The organism is Paenibacillus solani (assembly GCF_050475945.1).
GTDB lineage: Bacteria > Bacillota > Bacilli > Paenibacillales > Paenibacillaceae > Paenibacillus_AQ > Paenibacillus_AQ solani_A.
In genome coordinates this window covers 381,869-404,288 of record NZ_JBCMXJ010000005.1, presented here as the reverse complement: position 1 = coordinate 404,288, position 22,420 = coordinate 381,869, and the positions used below count along the sequence as shown (strand labels likewise).

Genomic DNA, 22,420 nt, shown 5'->3' with positions numbered 1-22,420 from the left:
ATGAAGATCGTGATTATCGCGGGCAGCAACCGCAAGGATGCAACGAGTACCATGCTGGCCAAAGCTCTGGAAGCTCAAATGAATCGGTTATTCGTGGAAGTGAAGCTGTTCAATCTGTATGAAACGCCGCTCCCGTTCTACTCCCCAGACGATATATTCAATTCCCATGATGGGGTGCGAGAGCTGCAGCGCTTGATGCTGGAGGCGGATGGCATAGTTTTGACTACACCGGAGTATCACGGAGGGATGAGTGGTGTGCTGAAGAACGCTCTGGATCATATGGGAAAGCTGCATTTCTCGGGTAAGCCGGTTCTATCGGTAAGCTCGGCCGGAGGCGCGGTCGGGGTCAGTTCATTGCAGCAGATGCAGGCTACCGTACGCAATTTACACGGCATTAACAGTCCGGAATGGATCTCTATCGGCGGTTCGCAGCGTTTGATATATGAAACCGAAGCTGCCGAAGGCGTGATCGTACTGGATTATCGGGCCAAAGAGGCACTTTCCATCTTTATGGAGCTGGTCAGGAAGATCAGCAGTGGAGAGAAGGTCGAAGCCTCATGATTACCCATTTTGCCGGATTAACATTAAAAACCGTCTCCATTCAGGGTGTGAAGCAGTTCTACCATGGCGTGCTTCATTTCCCGGTTGCAAGGGAAAGCGAGGTTGAGATCGTGTTTCAGCCTACTCCTGATTTCACGCTGACGTTTGAAGAAGCGTATGAACCGATAGCGCCTGTCCATCTCGCGTTTGAAGTGGCGAGTTCTAAGTTCGAATCAGCAATCCGGAAGCTATCTGAGCAGATACCGCTGCTGAAATGGCCGAATGGCGAAGCGGTCGATCGCTTCGATTCTGGCGTAAATGTTTACTTTAGGGATGGCGATGGGCATTTGCTTGAGTTTATCGCGCATGATGATCTGAGAAAAGGGGTGCTGGCTCCGTTTGGTACCTATGGCATTCTATACTTGCGGGAGGTGGGATTGCCTGTGGAGGATCCGGTAGCCGCAAGATTATGGATGAAGCAGTTACTTGGATTATCGATTGCCAAGGAGTCGGAGGAATTCGCTTTTGTCATTGGGGGAACCGCCCATGCTGTTGTAGTCTCGACAAAACGCAAATGGATTCCTATCTCGATGTATGCGCTGGCACCTTCCATGGAGATTACTTATGGTGTGTCAGATGAGAGTTATGTGGATCAAATTCGTTCCTCTCTGGATCGGCGGTTGATTATTGCGGATGACGATGAAGGTCTGATCTTTAAAATGTATGGATACAGAATTCGAATGAAAATAACAAGCTTCCCCATAGACATCGCAGCCAGGCTGAATCTGCCGAATGTCCCTTGAGGGAAGGAGGTGAACTCAGTCATAATGAACAGGACAAAGGGTGTTTTGACTTTGGTAAAAAATGGTGATAGTCTAAAAATAGTTGCTAAAATCTGAATGGTATATGCTTAGAAGGCATAGAAAATGGAGGGTATCATGAAAGTTGCAATCGTAGTAGGAAGTATAAGAAAAGAATCGTACAATATGAAACTGGCAAAATATTTAAAGCAGCGTTACTCGGATCAGATTACGTTTGAAATCTTGGGGCTTCATGAGCTTCCGTTTTACGATGAAGATATTGAGCTGGACCCGCCTGCTTCTGTTCGGGAATTCAAGGAGCAGATTGCTGCGGCTGATGCGGTATTGTGGATCACTCCAGAATATAATTACTCCATCCCTGGGGTGCTCAAGAACGCACTGGATTGGTTGTCCCGTGTAGATAAGGTCATGAACGGCAAACCTTCCTGGATTATGGGGGCATCGATGGGGCAGCTGGGAACGGTCCGCGCTCAAGAGCATTTGCGGGATATCCTGTTTTCTATCGGTATTTCTTCGCCTCTGCTTCCAAACAATGAAGTATATATTGGTGCAGTACACGAGAAAATGGATGAGTCCGGGAAACTGATTCATGAACCGACCATCGGTTTCATCGATATCGTAGTAAACAATTTCATCAACTGGATGAATAACCGCAAATAAATACAATGTTATGAGCCCTTTGGCAGCACCTGCCAAAGGGCTTTCTCTTGTATGTTTAGCTCTAGGAATGAAATAAATGATTCCCTAAACGAGGAGTTATGTTATTAACGGGGATCTACAATGAAAATGAAGGGTACTATAGACCCGATTCAATGAATCAGCCGAGTTTTCTTATTTTTATAGAGGCGCTCATGATCTATCTCATTGTTGAGACTGCCGGATTCTCCCCTCATCCCAAATTCCCTTCCAGATTTCTTCTACCGTCTCTTCAGGAGATAAATCGGAGGTATCCAGCCACAAGCCGATTCTCGGCGTTTCGTCGTTTAATCGCCGATTTAACTCCTGGATGGTCCAAACCCCATAGCCATTTTTGTTACGAGTCTGCTCGCGTGTGCTGATGGCAGTTTCGGAAGGGTTTAGCACTACGACAAAGACGGGGAGATCATTAAGCATTTGGGTTATCTCTAGCAGGGAGGGGCCAAGAATGACATCCTGCCAGACAACGTCAAAACCGGCTTCCGCATAGCCTCTGGCAGTGGCAGCTGATAAGTGATACCGTAATGAGAGCTGTCGTTCAGCTTCAGTGGAAGCATCCGGAAGCATTTCTTCCCTGCCCTTAACAATCATTCTTCGAAAAGAATCCCCTCTTAAATGGACTCCGCGTTCAAACTTCTCGGCTAGCAGCTGCGCAACGGTAGACTTCCCTGCAGCCATTACGCCAGTGATGATGATAACAGATGGTTGACGTAAAAAAGGCATTATTACTCCTCCTGTTCTGTCGGAACCGAAATGAAGAGGAGCCCTGATACAGGACTCCTCTTAACGTGACACCCGCTTAAACGGATGCCACCTCCATATTCTGAATCAACTCGTTCAGCCTCCTTTCCGATCATTTTGTCCGGCCTGACATCTATATTAAACCATAGCTTTCAGCGCTCCTGAAGTGAAAAAACAGGCTTAATTGTTTTTTACCACGATCGAGACAAAAGATTTGCAAATAAACAAAAACCCAAGAACCCTTGTCCCTCCGTATTACTTACTTCTACGTAAGTATCTCACTTATAAGTACGTACTTCCGTAAAGTAAACTGTCTACTCTACAATGAGCGTGTAGTTATTAACAAATACACTCATAAGGAGAGATTGATAATATGGAACTTCAATTGGCATTGGATTTGGTGAATATTCCGGAAGCAAAAGAAGTCGTGGCAGAGGTAGCGGAGTTTATCGATATCGTGGAGATCGGCACGCCGGTTGTCATTAACGAAGGGCTTCATGCCGTCAAAGCGATTAAAGAGGCGTTCCCGCATTTGCGCGTGCTGGCCGACCTTAAAATTATGGATGCCGGCGGTTATGAAGTGATGAAGGCATCCGAAGCCGGTGCGGATATCATCACGGTGCTTGGCGTATCCGATGATTCCACGATCAAAGGCGCAGTGGCGGAAGCCCTCAAACAAGGAAAGCAAGTGATGGTGGATATGATCAATGTCAAGGACATTGAAGCCAGGGCGCGGGAGATTGATGCTTTCGGCGTGGATTATATCTGCGTTCATTCCGGCTACGACCACCAGGCGGAAGGCAAAAATTCATTTGAGGAATTGGCGGCGATCAAACGTGTCGTTAAACAAGCCAAAACTGCCGTTGCGGGCGGAATCAAAATGGAGACACTCCCTGAGGTGATTCAGGCCAATCCCGATCTTGTGATCGTCGGCGGAGGAATTACAAGCCAAACCGACAAGAAGGCCACAGCGGCTCAAATGAATGAGCTTGTGAAGCAGGCATAAGTCACTATGAGTCATAACATCTTTCAACATGCATCCGTTATTGCCAAAGAGTTATCGGAATCCGTACAGCAGGTGGATGCGGGCCAGATCGAGGAATTGATTGAACGAATCATGCAATCCGATGCCGTTTTTTTGGCAGGGGGAGGCAGATCCGCTCTTATGATCCGGGCTTTTGCCATGCGGTTAATGCAGATGGGATTTAAGGTTCATATCGTCGGTGATACGGTAACACCGGCCATCGGAGCGCGTGATTTGCTTCTAATCGGTTCAGGCTCCGGCGAAACGCAAGGATTGGTATCTATGGCCCGGAGAGCCAAAGAGATCGGGTCCACCGTTGCGGTTGTAACCGTGAAACCTGAATCGAGTATCGGTAAGCTTTCGGATGCCATCGTCCAGCTTCCGGGAACAACGAAGGAGCAGAATCAGGATATCCTCGTCACCGTTCAACCAATGGCTTCATTATTTGAGCAAAGCATGCTGATCGTGCTTGATGCGGTTATCCTGAGATTGATGGAGAAAAGCCAGCTTCGCTCAGACCAAATGTTCAGCCTTCATGCTAATTTGGAATAAGAATAGCCGGAGATGATAAGTTTGCCGCTTTGATGATATCCCTGTAACCATTGTATACTATAGGGAAGAAGGGGTGATACATTATGGCAAACGAGGTCAAGCAGCGAATTAATCTGAAGGAAATAAACTGCCATAAGGAGTTAACCCTGGCGGTCATCGGAGGCAAATGGAAACTGATCATCCTCTGGCATCTAGGTTTGGAGGGCGTGAAACGCTTCGGTGAACTGAACCGAATGATTCCCCACATCACGCAAAAAATGCTGACCAATCAGCTTCGTGAATTAGAGGAAGATCAGCTTGTTCATCGCGTGGTTTACCCTGAGGTTCCCCCTCGGGTCGAATATTCGCTTACGCCTTACGGGGAGAGTTTGATGCCGATTTTGAAATTGATGTACGATTGGGGAAAAGATTACGGCGAACAAGTCGTCTGGAAAGATGGCGAGTTACCTGAGAATAAAGACGGGGGACAGGCAGCAGAGCAAGCAGTCGCCCAAAAGCTGTAATTTCTCGAACGTGCATGCGAATACATGAGCAACGGGAGCGACCAAAATTCATCCGGCTGTAATTAGCGGATTTATACATTCCGAGGTTTATTTAACAAGGAAGCCTGTCGTTTATTCGGCGGGATCCCAGTGACAGCAAGATTGGCTATAAGATAACTTAGAGCAATGCAAATATGGAACCCCCCTTAAATTTTAAGGGGGGTTTTCGAGTGAGATGATGCTGAAATCTGAAGAATCTAAAAAAACGATCCAATAGGTTCAACTCAGCTGGTTTGAGCTTCCTTCATTTAATGTAATTATTGCTGCTTTGGAGGTGTTCAGCGAGTTTGGAAGTCCGAGGCTGCCGGATATGAAGACGTTCAGCAATCTGACTGACGGTTGAAAGACCGTCTCATAATCACATGGCGGAGGTCTGTTTTGTTTAAAGAAATGTTTTTATGCGTGATGGATTGACAATTTAATGGTGGAGTTATATCATCATATCATGTTAATCGTAATAATTACGATTAAGGAATGGAGGTAGTTCATTTGATGAATAACAACAATAGAATTCCGGTTACTGTCCTTAGCGGTTACCTCGGTTCAGGCAAAACGACGGTCCTGAATCATGTGCTTCATAATCGGGTAGGATTGAAGGTAGCGGTCATCGTTAACGACATGAGCGAAGTGAACATCGATGCGGATTTAGTTAGAGGTGAAGGAAGCTTGTCCCGAACGGATGAGAAGCTAGTCGAAATGTCCAATGGCTGCATCTGCTGCACGCTCCGGGAAGATTTGGTGCAGGAAGTTCAGAAGCTGGCTCAAGAGAACCGTTTTGATTACATACTGATCGAATCGACGGGAATCAGCGAACCTGTGCCCGTTGCGCAGACCTTTGTTTACCCGGATGAGGTGTCCGGCGTACAGCTGTCCGATCTCGCCCGGCTGGATTGCATGGTGACGGTGGTGGACGCGAACCGATTCTGGAAAGACTTCTCTTCGGGGCAAAGCTTGCTTGATCGGAAGGAAGCGCTGGGTGACGAAGATACGCGGGAAGTGGTGGATTTGTTAATCGACCAGGTAGAGACTTGTGATGTGCTGCTGTTAAATAAATGCGATCTGGTAAGCGAAGACGAATTGGCCAAGGTAGAGGGTATACTGCGAAAACTTCAGCCAAGTGCCAAAATCATACGCACCGTGAAGGGGCAAGTGGCACCAGCGGAAATTCTGAATACCGGCTTATTCGATTTTGAAAAAGCCAGTCAGTCTCCCGGCTGGATTCAGGAACTTCAGAAGGAGGAGCACGTGCCGGAAACGGATGAATACGGCATCAGCTCTTTTGTCTATCGGAGAAGAAGACCGTTCCATCCGGAGCGGCTGGCAGCTTTCATGGGTTTATGGCCGGAAGAAGTCGTACGTGCGAAAGGGATCGCTTGGCTGGCCGTGCGCCAGGATGTTGCGGCAAGTGTAAGCCAGGCGGGGCCCTCGATTCAGTTCGGGCCTGCAGGATACTGGGTTGCGGCTTTAACCGAGCAGGAGCAGCAGGAGCTGTTACGAAGTGAGCCTGATGTTCGGAGAAAATGGGATGACGTCTGGGGAGATCGGATGACCGAACTCGTGATGATTGGGATTGGGATGGAACAGGAACAAATCGAGCAGGAGCTGGATGAGTGTTTGTTGACCGACCGGGAAATGCAGCTGGACTGGTCAATGTTTAACAATCCGCTGCCATGGATGGACATCGAAGAGCTATCGCTGTAAGGCTGCTCATCTGTTCAATCCGATTATGGAATGCAGTAATAATACTGAGAAGCCAACTCGTCTAAACGGGTTGGCTTTTTAGTACTGATTGAATAGGATCACCTAAGTATTCTGAATCGAATTTCATGTATAATAGGTAGTAGATTCATAATTCATGAATGGATGAAAAACTAATTTTTCATTGAGAATGTAAAACTGAAGCACGAACAGCATAAATCAGGAGGACAATGTAATGGCAAAAGCAAAGGTTCCTAAGAGACCTACCAGAGATGAATTCGTACTTGAGGAGCTTGGCAATCAACTCACTGAGGCGTTTCAGGAGGAATCCGTAATTGTACTGACGGTGTGGGGATGGGAAGAGACGGTTCGTGGGCAAATCGACCAAATGGATTCCCGTACAGGGAAAGTACACATGAAACAGGATGGCGTAATAACAAAAGTTCCTTTTATGGATATCATGGAAGTGAATTACCCCAGAGATTAATCGGTAAGCTTGGCGAGTGACAGTCATATAGATCCCGAGTAAATTCGGTAGCGCGAAGTCCAAAGTCGTGGTATATTAATAAAAAGTTATCTATGTGTTACTGGCGTAGCTTGGGGTACCAAGAGGGAGCACATAGGATCATATGCCGTACGCCTGGGCAAGAGGTAAGGAGACGTTCGAGTCGCCTTGCCTCTTTATGTTTTTTTACTACAATGGCGAAGGAGCGGATGATTAGTATGAGTATGGAACCCGTAATTTTGGATGGAAAAAAAGTATCCGATGATATTAAGGAAAAGCTGGCGGTGAAGGTACAGGAATTGAAGCAGCAAGGGGTGACCCCTTGTCTGGCGACGATTCTGGTAGGCGATGACCCTGCTTCGGCAACTTATGTCCGTATGAAAGGAAATGCCTGTGAGCGGCTTGGCATTATATCCAGGAAAGTGACGCTGGAAACATCGACAACGACCGAGGAGCTCATATCCACAATTCAAGAGTTGAATGAGGATCCGAATGTCCACGGTATTCTGCTTCAGCACCCTGTGCCGCATCAGATCGATGAAAGAGCAGCTTTTGATTCCATCGACATCGCGAAAGACGTGGACGGCGTAACCACGCTCGGTTTCTCGCAAAATGCGTTTGGTTTTGCCGAATATCCATCGTGCACGCCTGCTGCTATTATCGCGATTATGGATTATTACAGCCTTCCTATTGAAGGCAAACATGCCGTGGTGGTTGGACGCAGCCCGATTCTGGGTAAGCCGGTCTCTATGATGCTGCTCAACCGTAATGCTACCGTGACCATCTGCCATTCGAGAACGAAGAACCTTGGGGAGATTGTGTCTCAGGCGGATATCGTGGTTGCGGCCGTAGGTAAGCCTAATTTTATTCAAGGAGATTGGATCAAGCCGGGCGCTGTCGTATTGGATGCCGGTTATAATAAAGGAAATATCGGCGACTGCGATTATGAGGCCTGCGCCAAGGTAGCTTCCGCCATTACCCCGGTCCCTGCCGGCGTCGGTCCTGTTACGATTGCCACGCTGCTAAAGCATACGGTTGAATCAGCAGAGCGGACCCTGTAAGTTTAAGTGTAATTTCGATTAATCTAAAAAAGGCATTACCTTTGGTGTATCCCGATAGGGGAAAGCCAAGGTGATGCCTTTTTCTATGAAATTGCTTGGAGTCCGAATTTCACGCAAGCCGAACGTCATGGTATATTTAGAAAGAAGAGAACATGAAGGAGAGAGATTAATGCACCGCTTTATATCCTTGAAATATGACCGGCTTATGGCAGATCTGTTATGGGTGCAGCAGCGAGCCGTCCATTCCGGATATCATCCGAATAATAAGCAGAGGGATTTCAAATGAATATTACGATAACTGATATTGCTCACAAAGCTGGTGTTGCCAAAAGCACAGTTTCCCGCTTCCTAAACGGAGGATCCGTCAGTCGGGCAACACGACAGAAGATTGAGTTGGTCATTCAAGAAACAGGGTATATTCCTAATTCTTTTGCACAGAGCTTGAAGGCGAAGAAGAACAGCATGATTGGCACCATTGTGCCGCGTTTGGATTCTTTTTCAGCATCCCAGACTGTGGCCGGTATGGATGAAGAATTAAGGAAGCAAGGGTATCAGCTTCTGATCATCAACGCAAGCCAGGATTTATCCAGGGAGATCGAGGCACTGTATGATCTCGCCAGACAGAAAATATCGGGTATTATCCTGTTCGCCACACAAGTAACGGAAGCACATCTTACCGCAATCGAAGAGATTAACATTCCCGTCATCCTGCTCGGACAAGAGCACAAGGATGTCCACAGCATGATTTATAACGACTTTGCCGCAGGTTATGACATGGGTCGATATGTCATGTCCAAAGGTCATCGCCATATCGCCTATATCGGCGTGACGGAAAAAGACGTCGCTGTCGGAGTGCAGCGGAAGGAAGGGTTCTTGAAGGCGTTAAGCGAGTATGAAGACGCTGATGCGCATTTCTATGAGAGTGGGTTTAAGATGTCAGATGGCGTTCAGACTGCTTTGGCCATTTTTGAGCATGATCATACTTTGCCGACTGCTGTCGTCTGTGCCACTGATAACATTGCACTGGGAGTGATGAAAGCAGCACACATAAAAGGCATTCAAATCCCCGGCACCCTCTCAGTTACAGGATTTGGCGGATACGATGTAACCGAGGTGATTCATCCGGGGCTGACAACGGTTAAATATGGGTATTCACAAGCAGGCCACCTTGCTGCACAACATATGATAAAGCTGGTTAACGATGATCCAGTGGATTTGCTGACAGTGATGAACTGCGAAATTATTCAGCGCGAAAGCGTTGACAATCTAAAGTAGCTATTTTATACTGAAAAAGCGGAACCGGTTCCAATGATTGATTTGCTTAGCGTTGGAACTGAGTTCATTATTTTTAACGTTAATTGGAACCGGTTCCAACAAAACTTGAATACTGCTGTTTCTCATCATTGTTTTTCAAGAAATGTTGGATGTTTGAGAAGCCCATTTATAAGGAGAAGAGATATGGACAGAGAATGGAAATACCGACGCCTGGATCAGGCTTCTCCCGAAGAGATTGCTTCCTTGAAGGCCCAAGTGAGTCAAAGTGAATGGAGGCAGAGGTTTCATATCCAGCCTATTATGGGGCTGCTGAATGATCCTAACGGATTTTCTTATTATAACGGGGAATATCACTTGTTCTATCAATGGTTTCCTCTTGGTACGTTTCACGGCTTGAAATATTGGTATCACACTTCTTCGAAGGACCTCGTGCACTGGCAAAACAACGGCATTGCTATTGAGCCAGGACACCCGCATGATGCGTATGGTGCCTATTCGGGAAGTGGAATTGTGAAAGACGACAGGCTGCATCTGATGTATACCGGAAATAGCTGGGATGAAGAGTGGAATCGGCATTCATATCAATGCATGGCGGTGATGGACCGGGGTGGTACCATTACGAAGCTCGATAAGCCATTGATTGATCATGTCCCCGACGGATATACCGAGCACTTTCGTGACCCGAAAGTATGGAAGGACGAGGATAAGTATCGCTTCGTTATCGGGGCCCAAAGGGTGGATCAGACTGGAACAGCACTAGTGTATGAATCGCCCGATTTGCTGACCTGGACATATAAAGGGGAGATACAAACCGGTCTCAACCATTTCGGCTATATGTGGGAATGCCCCGATTATTTTGAGCTGGATGGCCAGGGAGTGCTGTTGTTCTCGCCGCAAGGATTGAGTCCGCAGGATGACCAGTTTCAGAACATATACCAATCCGGTTACATCTTGGGCAGACCGCTTGAGAGAGATACGCTGATGTTTGAGCACGGAGCATTTCACGAGCTGGATAGAGGTTTTGATTTCTATGCACCGCAAACAATGCTGGATGAGAAGGGCAGACGCATTATGGTAGGGTGGATGGGCTTGCCGGAGATCGAGTATCCAACGGACTCCCATGGCTGGGCGCATTGTCTAACTCTCCCGCGTGTCCTTATTTTCCGGGAGGGTAAGCTGATACAGCAGCCGGTTCCTGAGCTGGAGATGCTGCGTGAAAATGCAGTGGAGGCAGCGGATAAGCTTCACAGTGAAGCGAAAAGTTACGATGGGATTCATGGGGAAGTCTTCGAGATGATATGTGAATTTCATGATATCGAGGCAGACGTCGTAGGCATTGAATTTCGAGCAGGCGAATCGGAGCGCACGGTCATCTGGTATGACACGCTGAAACAAAAGATTATGCTGGATCGCTCTTCGTCAGGAGAGACCATTGTCAGTAACTACGGAACGACACGATCTTGCTTGCTGCAAGAACAGAGGAATTCGATCAAAATCCATCTCTTTGTGGATGTATCATCAGCAGAGCTGTTTATCAATGATGGCGAAGAGGTATTCACAAGCCGTATCTTTCCCAATCAGGACAGCCGCAATATTCGTTTTTTTGCTAAGAACGGCAGTACCGGCTTGAAGGTCGCGAAATGGGATCTTTGCCAAGCTGTATATGATAAAGAAGGGATTGAATGAAGATGGCAGCGGATAATCGGGAAATCGCTAAGCAGGTAGTTGATGCCATTGGTGGAAGAGAGAACATCGCTTCGTTTGCCCACTGTGCCACAAGACTTAGAATTATGGTTAACGATCAGAAGAAGATCGACCAGAAGAAGGTTGAGAATATCGATAAGGTCAAAGGAGCCTTCTTCAACTCCGGTCAATACCAGATCATATTCGGAACAGGAACCGTTAATCAGATTTTTGAAGCGGTCGAATCACTCGGACTGGAGAGCACAAGCAAGGAAGAGCTGAAATCCGAGGCGAAAAAAGCGGGGAATCCGTTCCAGCGCGCGATTCGTACGTTTGGTGACGTATTTGTCCCAATTATTCCGGTGCTGGTCGCCACGGGCTTGTTCATGGGATTAAGGGGATTGCTGACACAAGAAACCGTCCTCGCATGGTTCGGCTTGGTCCCGGATGATATATCGGCCAATTTCCTGCTCTTTACTCAAATTCTGACGGATACTGCTTTTGCCTTCCTGCCTGCTTTGGTGGCATGGTCCGCATTCAGGGTATTCGGGGGTAGTCCTGTGCTTGGTATCGTGCTGGGGCTGATGTTAGTTAACCCGGCTCTGCCTAACGCGTATGCCGTGGCCAACGGCTCGGCTGAGCCGCTCATGATTTTCGACTTTATTCCGGTTGTCGGCTATCAGGGATCCGTACTTCCAGCCTTTTTCATCGGGCTGCTCGGTGCTAAATTCGAAAGATTCTTAAGAAAACGGATACCTGAGGCCATTGATCTGATTGTTACGCCATTCTTAACCTTGCTAGTCATGATTCTTCTCGGTCTGTTTGCGATTGGGCCTGTCTTCCACTCTTTGGAAGAGGTCGTGATGAACGTAACAACGTACCTGCTGGCACTGCCGTTCGGCATCGCGGGTCTCGTGATCGGCTTCTTTAACCAGATTATTGTTGTCACTGGAGTGCATCATATTTTCAACTTCCTGGAAATACAACTGCTTGAACAGACGGGCAGCAATCCGTTTAATGCGATTGTGACAAGTGCCATGGCAGCTCAAGGTGCTGCTTGTCTGGCTGTCGGACTCAAGACTAGAAACAAGAAACTTAAGGCTTTATCCCTGCCATCCGCTTTCTCGGCTATGCTGGGAATTTCGGAACCGGCAATCTTCGGGGTAAACCTTCGTTATGTAAGACCTTTTGTTATTGCCTTGATCGGCGGCGGTATCGGTGGTTTCATGGCTTCCATCTTCCAACTCAAGGCCACCGGTATGGCAATCACCGTTATTCCGGGAACGCTCTTATACTTGAATAATCAGCTCCCGCTTTACATTCTGTGTAACATTACAGCGATGGCCATTACGTTTGTTCTGACTTGGATGTTCGGATTTAATGATAAAATGCTGGATGAGGTTCGTTCGGAAGCAAAATAAGACTTGAAGAAGTCCGCCTGTCAGCGCGGGCTTTTTTGTATTTATTGTACAAGAGAATCAATGCCACACATGGTTAATGAGCTATCCTGGTGAATGAGAATTGCGGCTTGTTCTTGCTGCCACTTGGAAAAAGTCTTGCTCTGAAATGCTTTTCATCCTGTATAATGCCTGTGCAGGCATAACTATATAGAAGTGGAGAGATTTCCTGGATGAAGAAATTAATATTTTTTGATATAGACGGGACATTATTGGATCATGACAAAAAAGTACCGGCAACAACGAAGGAGTCCATTCACGAATTGCAGGAAGCAGGCCATATCGTTGCGATAGCGACTGGGCGCGCTCCTTATCATTTTGCAGAGCTGCGCGAGGAGCTTGGCATCGAATCATACGTATGCTTAAACGGTCAGTATGTTGTTTATCAAGGAAAACCGGTATACGGGAATCCGATAGCGCAAGACGCCTTGCAGCAGCTGACGGAGCAAGCCGTACAGCTTGACCATCCCATCATATATGCAGGCAGCGAAGCGATGAAGATGAACGTAACCGAGCATGTTCATATTGATTCCAGCTGGGGAGAATTAAAGCTAACGATTCCGGAATATGATCCCGAATATTATGTGGGCAGAGATATTTACCAGGCTATTTTATTCTGTACGGAGGAAGAAGAGGCGGCTTACATCAATAGATTCGCAGGGCAGCTCGATTTCGTACGTTGGGGGCCTTTCGGAATTGATGTGCTGCCTGCCGGCGGCTCCAAAGCTGGCGGCATCAAACAACTGGTACAGTTGCTTGAATTCAATTTGGAGGATACGATTGCCTTTGGTGATTATCTCAATGATCTGGAAATGCTCGCTTACGTGGGCCATGGGGTAGCTATGGGCAATGCACCCGAAATCGTGAAACAGGCGGCCAGACACGTTACACGGGATGTTGATCAAGATGGAATACAGCACGGCCTTCGCATGCTGGGTTTGTTGAATAAGGAATTGAATACGAACATATGAGCCTGATGCCGAGTAGGACATCTTAAAGCCTGCCACACAATAGATAATGTATGAAGTCATAAGGCTGGCGAGTTTTTGGGTATATAGGAATTAATTGAATTGATAGTTTTTCTGGTGTTTTGGCAGAGTGAGGTTTGACGGCGGAAACAGGGGCTTGTTATTATTAATAACTAATAGTGACCCGTCAGATGGCGAAATGTTTCATCGTGCGGGAATTTACCGGAACAGGTGGAGACATGATGTCAGCCGATCACACGCATAATTTGATAACGAACTGGTTATCTTTGACGCAGATTCAGGCGATGATTACAAGCGAGCTGGAACAAGCACTCCAGCAGAAACACGATCTATCGTTAAATGAGTTTTATGTTCTATTATTTCTGTCCGAGGCTCCCGGTCAGCAGCTGCGGCTTCAGCAGCTCCAAACGATGGTAGGACTGAGCCAAAGCGCGATGTCGAGGCTGGTCAGCCGCTTTGAAGCTAAAGGCTGCGGCGCAATGCAAAGAGCGATATGCGAGAATGACAGAAGAGGCATTTATACGTCTCTGACTTCCATTGGTGAGGAGAAGCTGCAACGGGCCAAAAGCACAGTTCAGGAAGTATTGGAGCAGCATTTCGCATCGCCAAAAATGAAACATGGGTTAGAAAATGTATTAAAGCAGATCCAGAATTAGCTGGATTTCGATAACCATTCTTGACGAATGGTTATCATTTTGTTATTTTAAATGCATGTGCATGCATTTATTTATTTGAGAATGAGTTGATATCGTTTAGTTGAGGGAGTGTGTTACGATGGAACATTTATTTACCCCATACCGCTTGAAATCTCTGGAGCTGAAGAATCGGGTTGTTATGCCACCGATGTGTCAGTATTCCGTAACGAACAAAGACGGTATTGCAACCGATTGGCATTATCTGCACTATACAAGCCGAGCAATCGGCGGAACGGGTCTCATTATTGTAGAAATGACAGATGTTGAGCCGGATGGTCGCATCTCCGATTATGATCTCGGTTTATGGTCAGATGATCATATCCCGGCTTTGTCACGCATTGTGGATGCAATTCACCAGCATGGCTCGAAGGCAGCGATCCAGATCGGGCATGCTGGACGCAAAGCGGAGGATGCTGAAACACCTGTGGCTCCATCCGCGATTCCATTTGATGAGAATTCCAAAACACCAAGAGCACTTACAACAGAAGAAGTTAAGCAGATGGTGGAGAAATTTCAAATGGCAGTGCGACGTGCGGTCAAGGCTGGATTTGATGCGATTGAAATACATGGAGCTCACGGGTACCTGATCCATCAATTTCATTCTCCCCTCACCAACCAGAGAACGGATGAATATGGACAGGATTTAACCAAGTTTGGTAAAGAAGTCATTCAAGCAGCTAAACGTGAAATGCCTGCCGATATGCCATTAATCATGCGGATATCTGCACAAGAATACGTAGCTGGCGGTTATGGCATCGAGGAAAGCATCGCGTTCTCCAAGGAATACCAGGCTGCTGGTGTTGATATGTTCCATGTCAGTGCAGGCGGTGAAGGACCGATCGCAGCAGCAGGAAGACCGGGCACGCATGCCGCCTATCAAGTTCCACTGGCAAGAAAATTAAAAGAAGCGCTGCAAGTTCCGGTTATTGCCGTTGGGCGTCTGGATGAACCATCACTAGCGAATGCAGTGATCGGAAACGAGGAGGCAGATCTCGTCGCTGTAGGAAGAGGCATGCTCCGTAATCCATACTGGGCATTGGAGGCGGCGACCGTACTTCATAAGGAGACTGCAATCCCAACACAATACCAGAATGGATTTCCACGAGTTTCAAGATAATGTGGAAACAAATATGCTGTTGTCAGCAGATGGGCTGAGCTTTGACTTAGGATGTAAGGATGGCATCCTGTAAACTCACGATCTGATGATTATTACTAAAGGTTATCTTAGGGTTTAACCGACCTAAGATAACCTTTTTTTGTGTTTGTAAGGCAAGTTATCTATAGATGCAGAGTGTTGAGCGTGAAGATTCAAGGATTTGTTTGGGTCACAGTCATTGTTGCCTATCTCGAATATCGTGGAACTCGTCAAGTCCCCAAAACGGTTCTTACAAAATAGAATACTCACAGATAGAGTGATGGGGGTTATCCGTTTAGGATAACCCTTTTTTGTTTAGAGATAAGGATAAGCATAGGATGATGAACGAAGCAAATCATTTTTTGACGAAAGTGTGAATTATATGTGTCAAAATTATGTACAATGGTGTTATAATAAGGTAAGAGTCAAATGAAAACCCTTACCGAAAGAACGGAGCTGATTATGATGAAATACGCAATCCACTATTCTACAAGAATGAAAGACGTTATTTTATTCTCTCTTGTCATTAGTGTTATCCTGTTCCAGGTAGCAACGGTGACGCAATATTCCTATCCTGTATTCTTCTATATGCAGATGGTTGTCAATGTCGTTGTTGTTGCAGCGCTGGCTATTGAAGGGTATGCCCGATTGGTGAAACGGGAAGTGGAAGTTCAGGGAGATTCGAAGACGATTAAGATTAACGGCGTAGAGATTCAGGCGGATCAGATCCGGGAGATTAAGGTTTCCGGATGCCATAAAGCTACTTTCCATATCAGTCTCAAGGACAAGAATTTGAATCCGATGTACTGCTGCTTTAAATTTGATGACAAGAATTGTGAAGGAATCCGGAGTCTTAAGCGCTGGGCTGAACGAAATCAAGTCTCTGTGCGTAAGGTCGGACCGCAAACCCGTACCGGTATGGTGCTGTCGTCATCCAACAGTTAATATGATGAATTTAATTCGAGATTTACCCCTATAGAAGTGTCTGGACCATACAGGATGGTCTCAGGCGCTTCTTTGTTTGTATATGCCTGGGAATTGAATGGATAGCGTGCAGTATACCCATAAATCTAATGAGCAGGGGCGTGAGATGATCTCAGGCTCCTGCTCGATTAGCCATACAATAATTGCGAACAGCTATATTTGTCAATCTAGATTAACTGCTGCAGCCACTGCCACAACTGCTGCAGGAAGAACCACTGCTGCATGAGGACCCGCTGCTGCATGAAGAGTCGCCACTGCATGAAGAACTGTCACCTGGGTCCGGGCCCCCGGATCCACAAGCGGAAGAATAAGTGCATGAGGAGCTGCTATGGTGATTCTGAAGCTCCTGTTCATCTGGAATCATATGCTCTCTAAATTGATCCGGTGAGTACCAGGCAAAATAGACGGCGGCTGCTAGAAGCACATCACTATTTTGGAAGCTGACTCTTTTCTCTTGACGGGGAGCTTCCGCTTGTGCGCTTTGAACCCTCTCCTGAAGATTCCGGATGACCGCATCAATAGCAGTACGTGCCGCCGTAAGTTTCTCATAGGTCCAAGTATTAAAGCGCTTCTGTCCATGATTCACGTTGAAATGGGAGGAAGTAATGACCTCCAGCTCTTCACGTGGCAGCGGAACGCGAAAGAAAGATCCCCAGAGTTTTGCGCTATATTCATGCCAGCCGAACAATTCTACATAGATGGTATCAAACCATGCGCGCTGGGTGGGTAAGAGAGTTTGTTCGTTGCCGGTATTGGGAGCATGATGGAGCATACGGCCGAGATACCGTTCCGAGAACTGCTGATATTCGTATGTATACATCAACATCTCATGCCATATTTCATCGACCTCTTTGCTGAACATCGGCACCTGATCCAGTATGGCACACAGGATAAAGAACCTTTTCAGCTCTTGCCATCTCCAATCATATTCTTGTTCGGTCAAGTCGGGATGCTCGCTGAATACACGTTGTTTCAGCATATCCTGATAGGTTGCAGGCAGCGCGGCTTCCAATCTGCTGGCAAGTTCACTTGCCGGACTGTCCGCTTTGATGATCGGAGGCAATTCAGGTGTAACGTGTGGTGAATGTTTACGACTTCCAGGCAGCTGTCGGCCTCTAATTTTACGTAACGACTTCCAGATGAAGTTACAAAAAGCAATAATGAAACTAAGGAGCACTATGACTAGCAAAATTTTTATCCAGCTTGGTGAGTTTATTTTATGTACCTCCTGTCTTGTCGGTCTTTGGTATACCAAAGGCTGATTTATGGATCACCAATATAAATTATGGCAAATATGATGCGTGTTGACAATCGAATATGTGGGTTTTGATATAACTTGAACGCGTAGGGGATTATATGATACATTTTCGTGTGTGTCTTGAATGACAATTACATGGAGTATAGGAGCAGGCATATGTTTACAGGTTGGAAACTATCCATTCTGGGTATTGTTATCGTGGGTATTACCGGCATCATCGCATCATATTTAGATTTAATCACGCCTGGTCGGGCGATTGCGCTTTTTATTGTTTTTGTCCTGTTTATTGGGGCGCTCGAATTGCTGGAACGAATCAAAAACCGCAGCAAAAAGAAGAAGGAGGGTTCTTCCAAGTAAATACGAACACTAAGGAGGGACTTTATGAATCGGGTAGCTGTACAGCCTTATTACAAAATCATCCGGACGGTGGATGGACCTGACCAACGGATGGAGGAGCAAGCTCGGGAAATGATTTTGTATGAGGACCGAATCGTTACAAAGCATCGTCATTTTCCGATTAAGCAGGTGTTTGACTTGTCTTATCGACCCATGGGGGATGGCGTAGGTTTATTATACTTGCACACCCAGCAAGGCGTATATTCTTATACATTGAAGGATGACCCCGAATCGTTCATAACCGCATTTAAAAATCTTAATGTATAGCTTGGAATGACCCTGGCCTAAAGTCCAGTACATATCCTCGTCTGCAGGATGTTTGATAAGACTTTCTTGTCATATAAGCTATAACATATATTCCAGCTCGATTGAGGGGGCCAGGGGAGTGGATACGCTTCTCGATTTCATTGAACAGATTGGGCACTATGCATTATTTCTCGTGTTATGCCTTGGATTGGTCGGTCTTCCAGTGCCTAATGAAGTCGTGGCTATGACCGGCGGTGCTCTGGCGTCCTCTGGCATACTTTCAATGCTTCCGTCCTTTACGATGACATTTCTCGGGGTATGCTCGGGATCGACGGTAGGTTTTTTGCTGAGTCGTTTCACAGCTACTAAGTTGTTACAACGTGTAGGGGACAAGTCAAAGATCCGCCAGTTTCTTGCTGTGTCCGAACGGCTGACACAGCAATACGGCAATTATGCCATTTGCATCAGCGCGTTTATGCCCATTCTTCGCAATGTTACGCCTTATGCCGTCGGCATGAAAGGCATGCCTTATGGAAGGTTTGCATTATACTCGTACTCTGCTGCGTTTGTATGGACTCTCGGCTATTTTTCTTTGGGGATGTATGTGGGAGATCAGGTCGTAGACCATATTGGTGTTCTTATCAACCGTTATGGTTATTATGCGGGGGGAGCGGTTGTCGTATTGGTCGCTATATTGGTCACTCTGCGGGTAACTCGAAGGAAAAAACAAAAGGAAGAGAATTCAGAGATACAGTTGCATGGGTAATTCGGCTCGACTCGTATATAGCATCAACGTTCGTTTGGTAATGTGGTGCCTGGTGACCATCGTATGATTCTTACATATTCTCTTGGTGAGAAAGGTAGAGGTCCGGCCTGTGGATCATCCTGCCATTGATTTATTCTGGTTGAGTAGGTTTCCTGCTGTCCATCGGGATGCGAAAGGATGGTTGCCGCAATTGCCGCAGCTAGGATAACAATAAATGTGAAAGCGCATACGATCACTTTTTTGATCATAATGGATACCACTCCTTTGTAACAGTGATTTCCGGATGGTCTCTTTTTTATTCCGACATACCCTTTGACAAAGCTTTAATCTCAAGATATACTGTTTTTCAGTGTGATTCGAAAAAATACCATATGGTTTTACCTGGAGGAGCCTGCCAACAGCGGGCTCTTTTTGTGTTTTTTTGGACTTATGCCTTATAAAAAGGGGAAATACTAGGTAAGAAGGAAAAAATCGGACTATAGAAGGAGGAGTAGACTTTGTCTTTGCTGCACATCGCCGTTATGGCACCTTTTATTGTAGCGTTATTGATTATGTTGACTTACAAGCTCATCGGCCGCGTCCATACCGGATGGGTGATATTGCCGGTACCGGTTGTTCTGTTTGCGTATTTTGTGGGTCTTCTTCCTGCCGTTCAGAGAGGTGAAGAGGTTCGGGCGGTTCTGGAATGGATACCAAGCGCAGGCATTCATTTTACTGTTCTTTTAGACGGATTGAGTATGATTTTTGCACTATTAATATCCGGTATTGGTTCGCTTGTCGTTCTGTATTCCATCTTCTATATGGATAAAAACAAGGAAGCCGTTCACAGATTCTATGTGTATTTGCTCCTGTTCATGGGCGCCATGCTTGGTGTTGTCTTATCCGATAACCTGATGGTGCTGTACGGATTTTGGGAGTTGACCAGCATCTCGTCATTCCTGCTGATCGCGTTCTGGTATCATCGTGACCGCTCCAAATACGGAGCTCTGAAATCCATGCTCATTACGGTGTTTGGCGGACTCGCCATGTTCGCAGGCTTTATCCTGCTGTATATCATGACAGGTACATTCAGTGTAAGAGAGATTGCAGCTAATGTCGGGACTATTGCCGAACATGGGTTGTTTATTCCAGCCATGATACTGATTTTACTCGGAGCTTTCACTAAATCCGCGCAGTTTCCATTTCATATCTGGCTGCCGGATGCCATGGAAGCACCAACGCCGGTTAGTGCTTATCTACATTCGGCAACAATGGTCAAGGCAGGGATTTATCTCGTTGCCCGTTTTAGCCCGGTATTTGCGGGACAGGCTTCCTGGTTCTGGATCATTGCGATCACGGGATTGACGACACTTACCTATGCATCGATCCGTGCGATCAAGCAGACGGATTTGAAAGCACTACTGGCATTCTCGACCATCAGCCAATTGGGACTGATTATGAGTTTGCTCGGCCTTGGCTCAGCTGCAGCTTATTATGGAGGCGGCGTGGATACGCTGCTCTATACGAAAGCAACGACTGCTGCCATCTTCCATTTGATCAACCATGCGATCTTCAAAGGCGCGTTGTTCATGGTTGTCGGTATTGTAGACCACGAGACAGGCACCCGGGATCTTCGAAAGCTTGGCGGACTGATGTCGCTTATGCCGATCACGTTCACCGTGGCGGTGATAGGGGCTTTTTCCATGGCGGGGTTGCCTCCGTTCAACGGCTTCCTCAGTAAAGAAATGTTCTTTACGGCGGTCCTGCAAGCGTCTCATATGAATTTCTGGAATGCGGAAACATGGGGTGTGCTGATACCTGTCGTAGCTTGGCTCGCCAGCGTATTTACATTTTTGTACAGCATGATCCTGGTCTTCAAAACCTTCACGGGACGCTTCCAGCCTGAAAAGTTGGAGAAGAAACCGCACGAAGCACCGCTTGGCATGCTGATTCCCCCGGTTATTCTGGCATCGCTGGCTGTCGTATTCGGTCTGTTACCAAATCTCTTATCCCAAACCCTGATTGAACCGGCGATGGCCGCCATTCATCCAGGACTGCTCGGTGCAGAGGATCGGTTCCAGGTGAACATCGAGATGTGGCACGGCTGGACGACTGAAATATTTATGACAATCGGAATCATTATCCTTGGAACGGTACTGTATAAGCTTCACGGTAGAACTAGAATATTGAATTCAGCACTAACGAAGCGATGGACACTAAACAATGTGTATGACAGTGGACTGCGTTTTCTTGAAAGAGGCGGGGAATCGCTGACTTCAACTTACATGACAGGTTCGCTTCGTCATTACGTCATTTACATTTTTGTGTTTTTTATCGCCGTACTAGGCGGTGGTCTGCTGCTGGTGGATCAGATCGGATTTGATATGACCTCTTACGCACCGATGTCCTTCTATGAAGCAGTTGCTATTCTGGGTCTTGTCATTCCGGTCATCGCGCTTCCATTCGTTCGTACACGACTGATGGCCATTATTCTAACCGGTGCTGCAGGCTATATGGTTACCTTGTTCTTTGTTCTGTTCCGGGCTCCGGATTTGGCACTGACCCAGATGGTTGTTGAGACGGTATCGGTCATGCTGTTCCTGCTCTGCTTCTACCATCTGCCGAAGCTGAAGCGGGAGAGGGTGCCAATGAGTTTGAAGTGGAGGAATCTGATCATATCGGTTGGCGTCGGTGCTGTCGTTACTTTGATTGCACTGGCTGCAAGCAGCGGCAGAAGTTTCGACTCTATCGCCGATTACTTCATTAAAGAGAGCTATAACTTGGCAGGCGGGAAAAATATCGTCAATGTCATTTTGGTAGATTTCCGTGGATTTGATACTTTGCTTGAAATAACGGTGCTCGGCATTGCATCCCTGGGAATATATGCTTTGATTAAAGTCGATATGGGGGAAGGGATTTTGGGTAAGGGAGAGCGTTACCAAGGGGCGTATCTACCCGACAGTAATGATGTCATTCTGCGAACCATCTCCAAGGTGGTCATCTTTATCGTCGTAACCTTCTCTTGGTTCCTGTTCAATTCGGGACACAATGCGCCTGGCGGAGGATTTATTGGAGGTCTGATGACTTCTGCCGCGCTGGTTCTGTTATCGATGTCCTTCGGGATGGATATGACCCGCAAAATCGTTCCGCTCGAGTTCCGAAAGGTTACGGCGACAGGACTTGCCATCGCACTGCTTACTGGAATCGGCTCTTTCGTATTTGGTGCGCCGTTCTTAAGTCATTCCTTCGGTTACTTCAACCTGCCGCTGCTTGGCGAAACCGAGCTTGCGACCGCGGTGATCTTTGACCTCGGCGTCTATTTAGCCGTCGTTGGTGTGACGATGACCATCATTCAATCGATAGGGAGGGATAACTGA

General features: G+C 46.8%; 24 protein-coding genes and 1 riboswitch. Of the genes, 21 read left to right on the top strand and 3 right to left on the bottom strand.

From position 1 onward, the window contains the following. The 3 genes from ABEQ74_RS03565 (at position 1) to ABEQ74_RS03555 (ending at position 2,021) form a co-directional block, all read left to right on the top strand. Positions 1-561, top strand: coding sequence for an NADPH-dependent FMN reductase (locus tag ABEQ74_RS03565; protein WP_430119544.1), 561 nt, complete (start codon positions 1-3; stop codon positions 559-561). Then, complete coding sequence (locus tag ABEQ74_RS03560) at positions 558-1,343, top strand: VOC family protein (RefSeq protein WP_430119542.1); 786 nt, start codon at positions 558-560, stop codon at positions 1,341-1,343. The genes ABEQ74_RS03565 and ABEQ74_RS03560 overlap by 4 nt, the downstream gene beginning before the upstream one ends. A 135-nt stretch (positions 1,344-1,478) precedes the next feature. After that, positions 1,479-2,021: an NADPH-dependent FMN reductase gene (locus ABEQ74_RS03555; RefSeq protein WP_430119539.1), complete on the top strand. Its 543-nt coding sequence runs from the start codon at positions 1,479-1,481 to the stop codon at positions 2,019-2,021. A 201-nt stretch (positions 2,022-2,222) separates the two neighbouring features. On the opposite strand, the gene ABEQ74_RS03550 is transcribed toward ABEQ74_RS03555, so the two are convergent. Further along, positions 2,223-2,780 (bottom strand): AAA family ATPase, encoded by a 558-nt coding sequence (locus ABEQ74_RS03550; RefSeq protein ID WP_430119537.1) that lies wholly within the window; start codon positions 2,778-2,780, stop codon positions 2,223-2,225. Positions 2,781-3,171: 391 nt separating this feature from the next. Between ABEQ74_RS03550 and hxlA the strand changes: the two genes are divergently transcribed. From hxlA to ABEQ74_RS03480, 14 genes are all read left to right on the top strand, one after another. Beyond that, complete coding sequence (gene hxlA / locus ABEQ74_RS03545) at positions 3,172-3,804, top strand: 3-hexulose-6-phosphate synthase (RefSeq protein ID WP_430119534.1); 633 nt, start codon at positions 3,172-3,174, stop codon at positions 3,802-3,804. Between the two features lie 6 nt (positions 3,805-3,810). Further along, positions 3,811-4,374, top strand: a complete 564-nt coding sequence (gene hxlB / locus ABEQ74_RS03540; RefSeq protein ID WP_430119531.1) for a 6-phospho-3-hexuloisomerase — start codon at positions 3,811-3,813, stop codon at positions 4,372-4,374. A gap of 83 nt (positions 4,375-4,457) precedes the next feature. Beyond that, complete coding sequence (locus ABEQ74_RS03535) at positions 4,458-4,877, top strand: winged helix-turn-helix transcriptional regulator (RefSeq protein ID WP_430119529.1); 420 nt, start codon at positions 4,458-4,460, stop codon at positions 4,875-4,877. Positions 4,878-5,408: 531 nt separating this feature from the next. Continuing rightward, positions 5,409-6,617, top strand: coding sequence for a GTP-binding protein (locus ABEQ74_RS03530; protein ID WP_430119526.1), 1,209 nt, complete (start codon positions 5,409-5,411; stop codon positions 6,615-6,617). A gap of 232 nt (positions 6,618-6,849) precedes the next feature. Continuing rightward, the gene (locus tag ABEQ74_RS03525) at positions 6,850-7,101 is read left to right on the top strand and encodes a YolD-like family protein (protein ID WP_430119523.1); all 252 of its coding nucleotides are present in this window, start codon (positions 6,850-6,852) and stop codon (positions 7,099-7,101) included. A gap of 86 nt (positions 7,102-7,187) precedes the next feature. After that, positions 7,188-7,267: riboswitch (ZMP/ZTP riboswitch) on the top strand. A 70-nt stretch (positions 7,268-7,337) separates the two neighbouring features. Continuing rightward, positions 7,338-8,180 (top strand): bifunctional 5,10-methylenetetrahydrofolate dehydrogenase/5,10-methenyltetrahydrofolate cyclohydrolase, encoded by an 843-nt coding sequence (locus ABEQ74_RS03520; protein ID WP_430119521.1) that lies wholly within the window; start codon positions 7,338-7,340, stop codon positions 8,178-8,180. A gap of 85 nt (positions 8,181-8,265) precedes the next feature. After that, entirely contained in the window at positions 8,266-8,466 is a 201-nt protein-coding gene (locus ABEQ74_RS03515; protein ID WP_430119519.1) for a hypothetical protein, read from the top strand. Then, on the top strand, positions 8,463-9,455 hold the full coding sequence (locus tag ABEQ74_RS03510) for a LacI family DNA-binding transcriptional regulator (protein ID WP_430119517.1): 993 nt from the start codon (positions 8,463-8,465) through the stop codon (positions 9,453-9,455). Before ABEQ74_RS03515 ends, ABEQ74_RS03510 begins: the two co-directional genes overlap by 4 nt. Before the next feature lie 183 nt (positions 9,456-9,638). Further along, entirely contained in the window at positions 9,639-11,141 is a 1,503-nt protein-coding gene (locus tag ABEQ74_RS03505; RefSeq protein ID WP_430119515.1) for a glycoside hydrolase family 32 protein, read from the top strand. Next, positions 11,138-12,559, top strand: a complete 1,422-nt coding sequence (locus ABEQ74_RS03500) for a sucrose-specific PTS transporter subunit IIBC (protein ID WP_430119512.1) — start codon at positions 11,138-11,140, stop codon at positions 12,557-12,559. The genes ABEQ74_RS03505 and ABEQ74_RS03500 overlap by 4 nt, the downstream gene beginning before the upstream one ends. Before the next feature lie 209 nt (positions 12,560-12,768). Beyond that, positions 12,769-13,566 (top strand): Cof-type HAD-IIB family hydrolase, encoded by a 798-nt coding sequence (locus ABEQ74_RS03495; protein WP_430119509.1) that lies wholly within the window; start codon positions 12,769-12,771, stop codon positions 13,564-13,566. Between the two features lie 239 nt (positions 13,567-13,805). Then, positions 13,806-14,240, top strand: a complete 435-nt coding sequence (locus ABEQ74_RS03490; protein ID WP_430119507.1) for a MarR family winged helix-turn-helix transcriptional regulator — start codon at positions 13,806-13,808, stop codon at positions 14,238-14,240. 118 nt (positions 14,241-14,358) lie between these two features. Continuing rightward, entirely contained in the window at positions 14,359-15,396 is a 1,038-nt protein-coding gene (locus ABEQ74_RS03485; RefSeq protein WP_430119504.1) for an NADH:flavin oxidoreductase/NADH oxidase, read from the top strand. Positions 15,397-15,843: 447 nt separating this feature from the next. Next, on the top strand, positions 15,844-16,359 hold the full coding sequence (locus ABEQ74_RS03480) for a hypothetical protein (protein WP_430119502.1): 516 nt from the start codon (positions 15,844-15,846) through the stop codon (positions 16,357-16,359). A gap of 211 nt (positions 16,360-16,570) precedes the next feature. Here the strand turns inward: ABEQ74_RS03480 and ABEQ74_RS03475 are convergent, their stop codons facing one another. Next, the gene (locus ABEQ74_RS03475; protein WP_430119499.1) at positions 16,571-17,587 is read right to left on the bottom strand and encodes a hypothetical protein; all 1,017 of its coding nucleotides are present in this window, start codon (positions 17,585-17,587) and stop codon (positions 16,571-16,573) included. A 225-nt stretch (positions 17,588-17,812) separates the two neighbouring features. Here ABEQ74_RS03475 and ABEQ74_RS03470 point away from each other — a divergent pair, with 225 nt between their 5' ends. The 3 genes from ABEQ74_RS03470 to ABEQ74_RS03460 all read left to right on the top strand — a co-directional run bounded on the left by ABEQ74_RS03470 (position 17,813) and on the right by ABEQ74_RS03460 (position 19,064). After that, positions 17,813-18,013, top strand: a complete 201-nt coding sequence (locus ABEQ74_RS03470) for a hypothetical protein (protein WP_430119496.1) — start codon at positions 17,813-17,815, stop codon at positions 18,011-18,013. Positions 18,014-18,037: 24 nt separating this feature from the next. Next, entirely contained in the window at positions 18,038-18,319 is a 282-nt protein-coding gene (locus ABEQ74_RS03465) for a hypothetical protein (protein ID WP_430119493.1), read from the top strand. A 118-nt stretch (positions 18,320-18,437) separates the two neighbouring features. After that, positions 18,438-19,064: a DedA family protein gene (locus ABEQ74_RS03460; protein WP_430119491.1), complete on the top strand. Its 627-nt coding sequence runs from the start codon at positions 18,438-18,440 to the stop codon at positions 19,062-19,064. A gap of 23 nt (positions 19,065-19,087) precedes the next feature. On the opposite strand, the gene ABEQ74_RS03455 is transcribed toward ABEQ74_RS03460, so the two are convergent. Continuing rightward, positions 19,088-19,312, bottom strand: a complete 225-nt coding sequence (locus ABEQ74_RS03455) for a hypothetical protein (RefSeq protein ID WP_430119488.1) — start codon at positions 19,310-19,312, stop codon at positions 19,088-19,090. Positions 19,313-19,561: 249 nt separating this feature from the next. On the opposite strand from ABEQ74_RS03455, the gene ABEQ74_RS03450 reads away from it, so the two are divergent. Continuing rightward, a complete protein-coding gene (locus ABEQ74_RS03450) occupies positions 19,562-22,420 on the top strand; it encodes a Na+/H+ antiporter subunit A (protein ID WP_430119486.1) in 2,859 nt (952 codons plus the stop codon).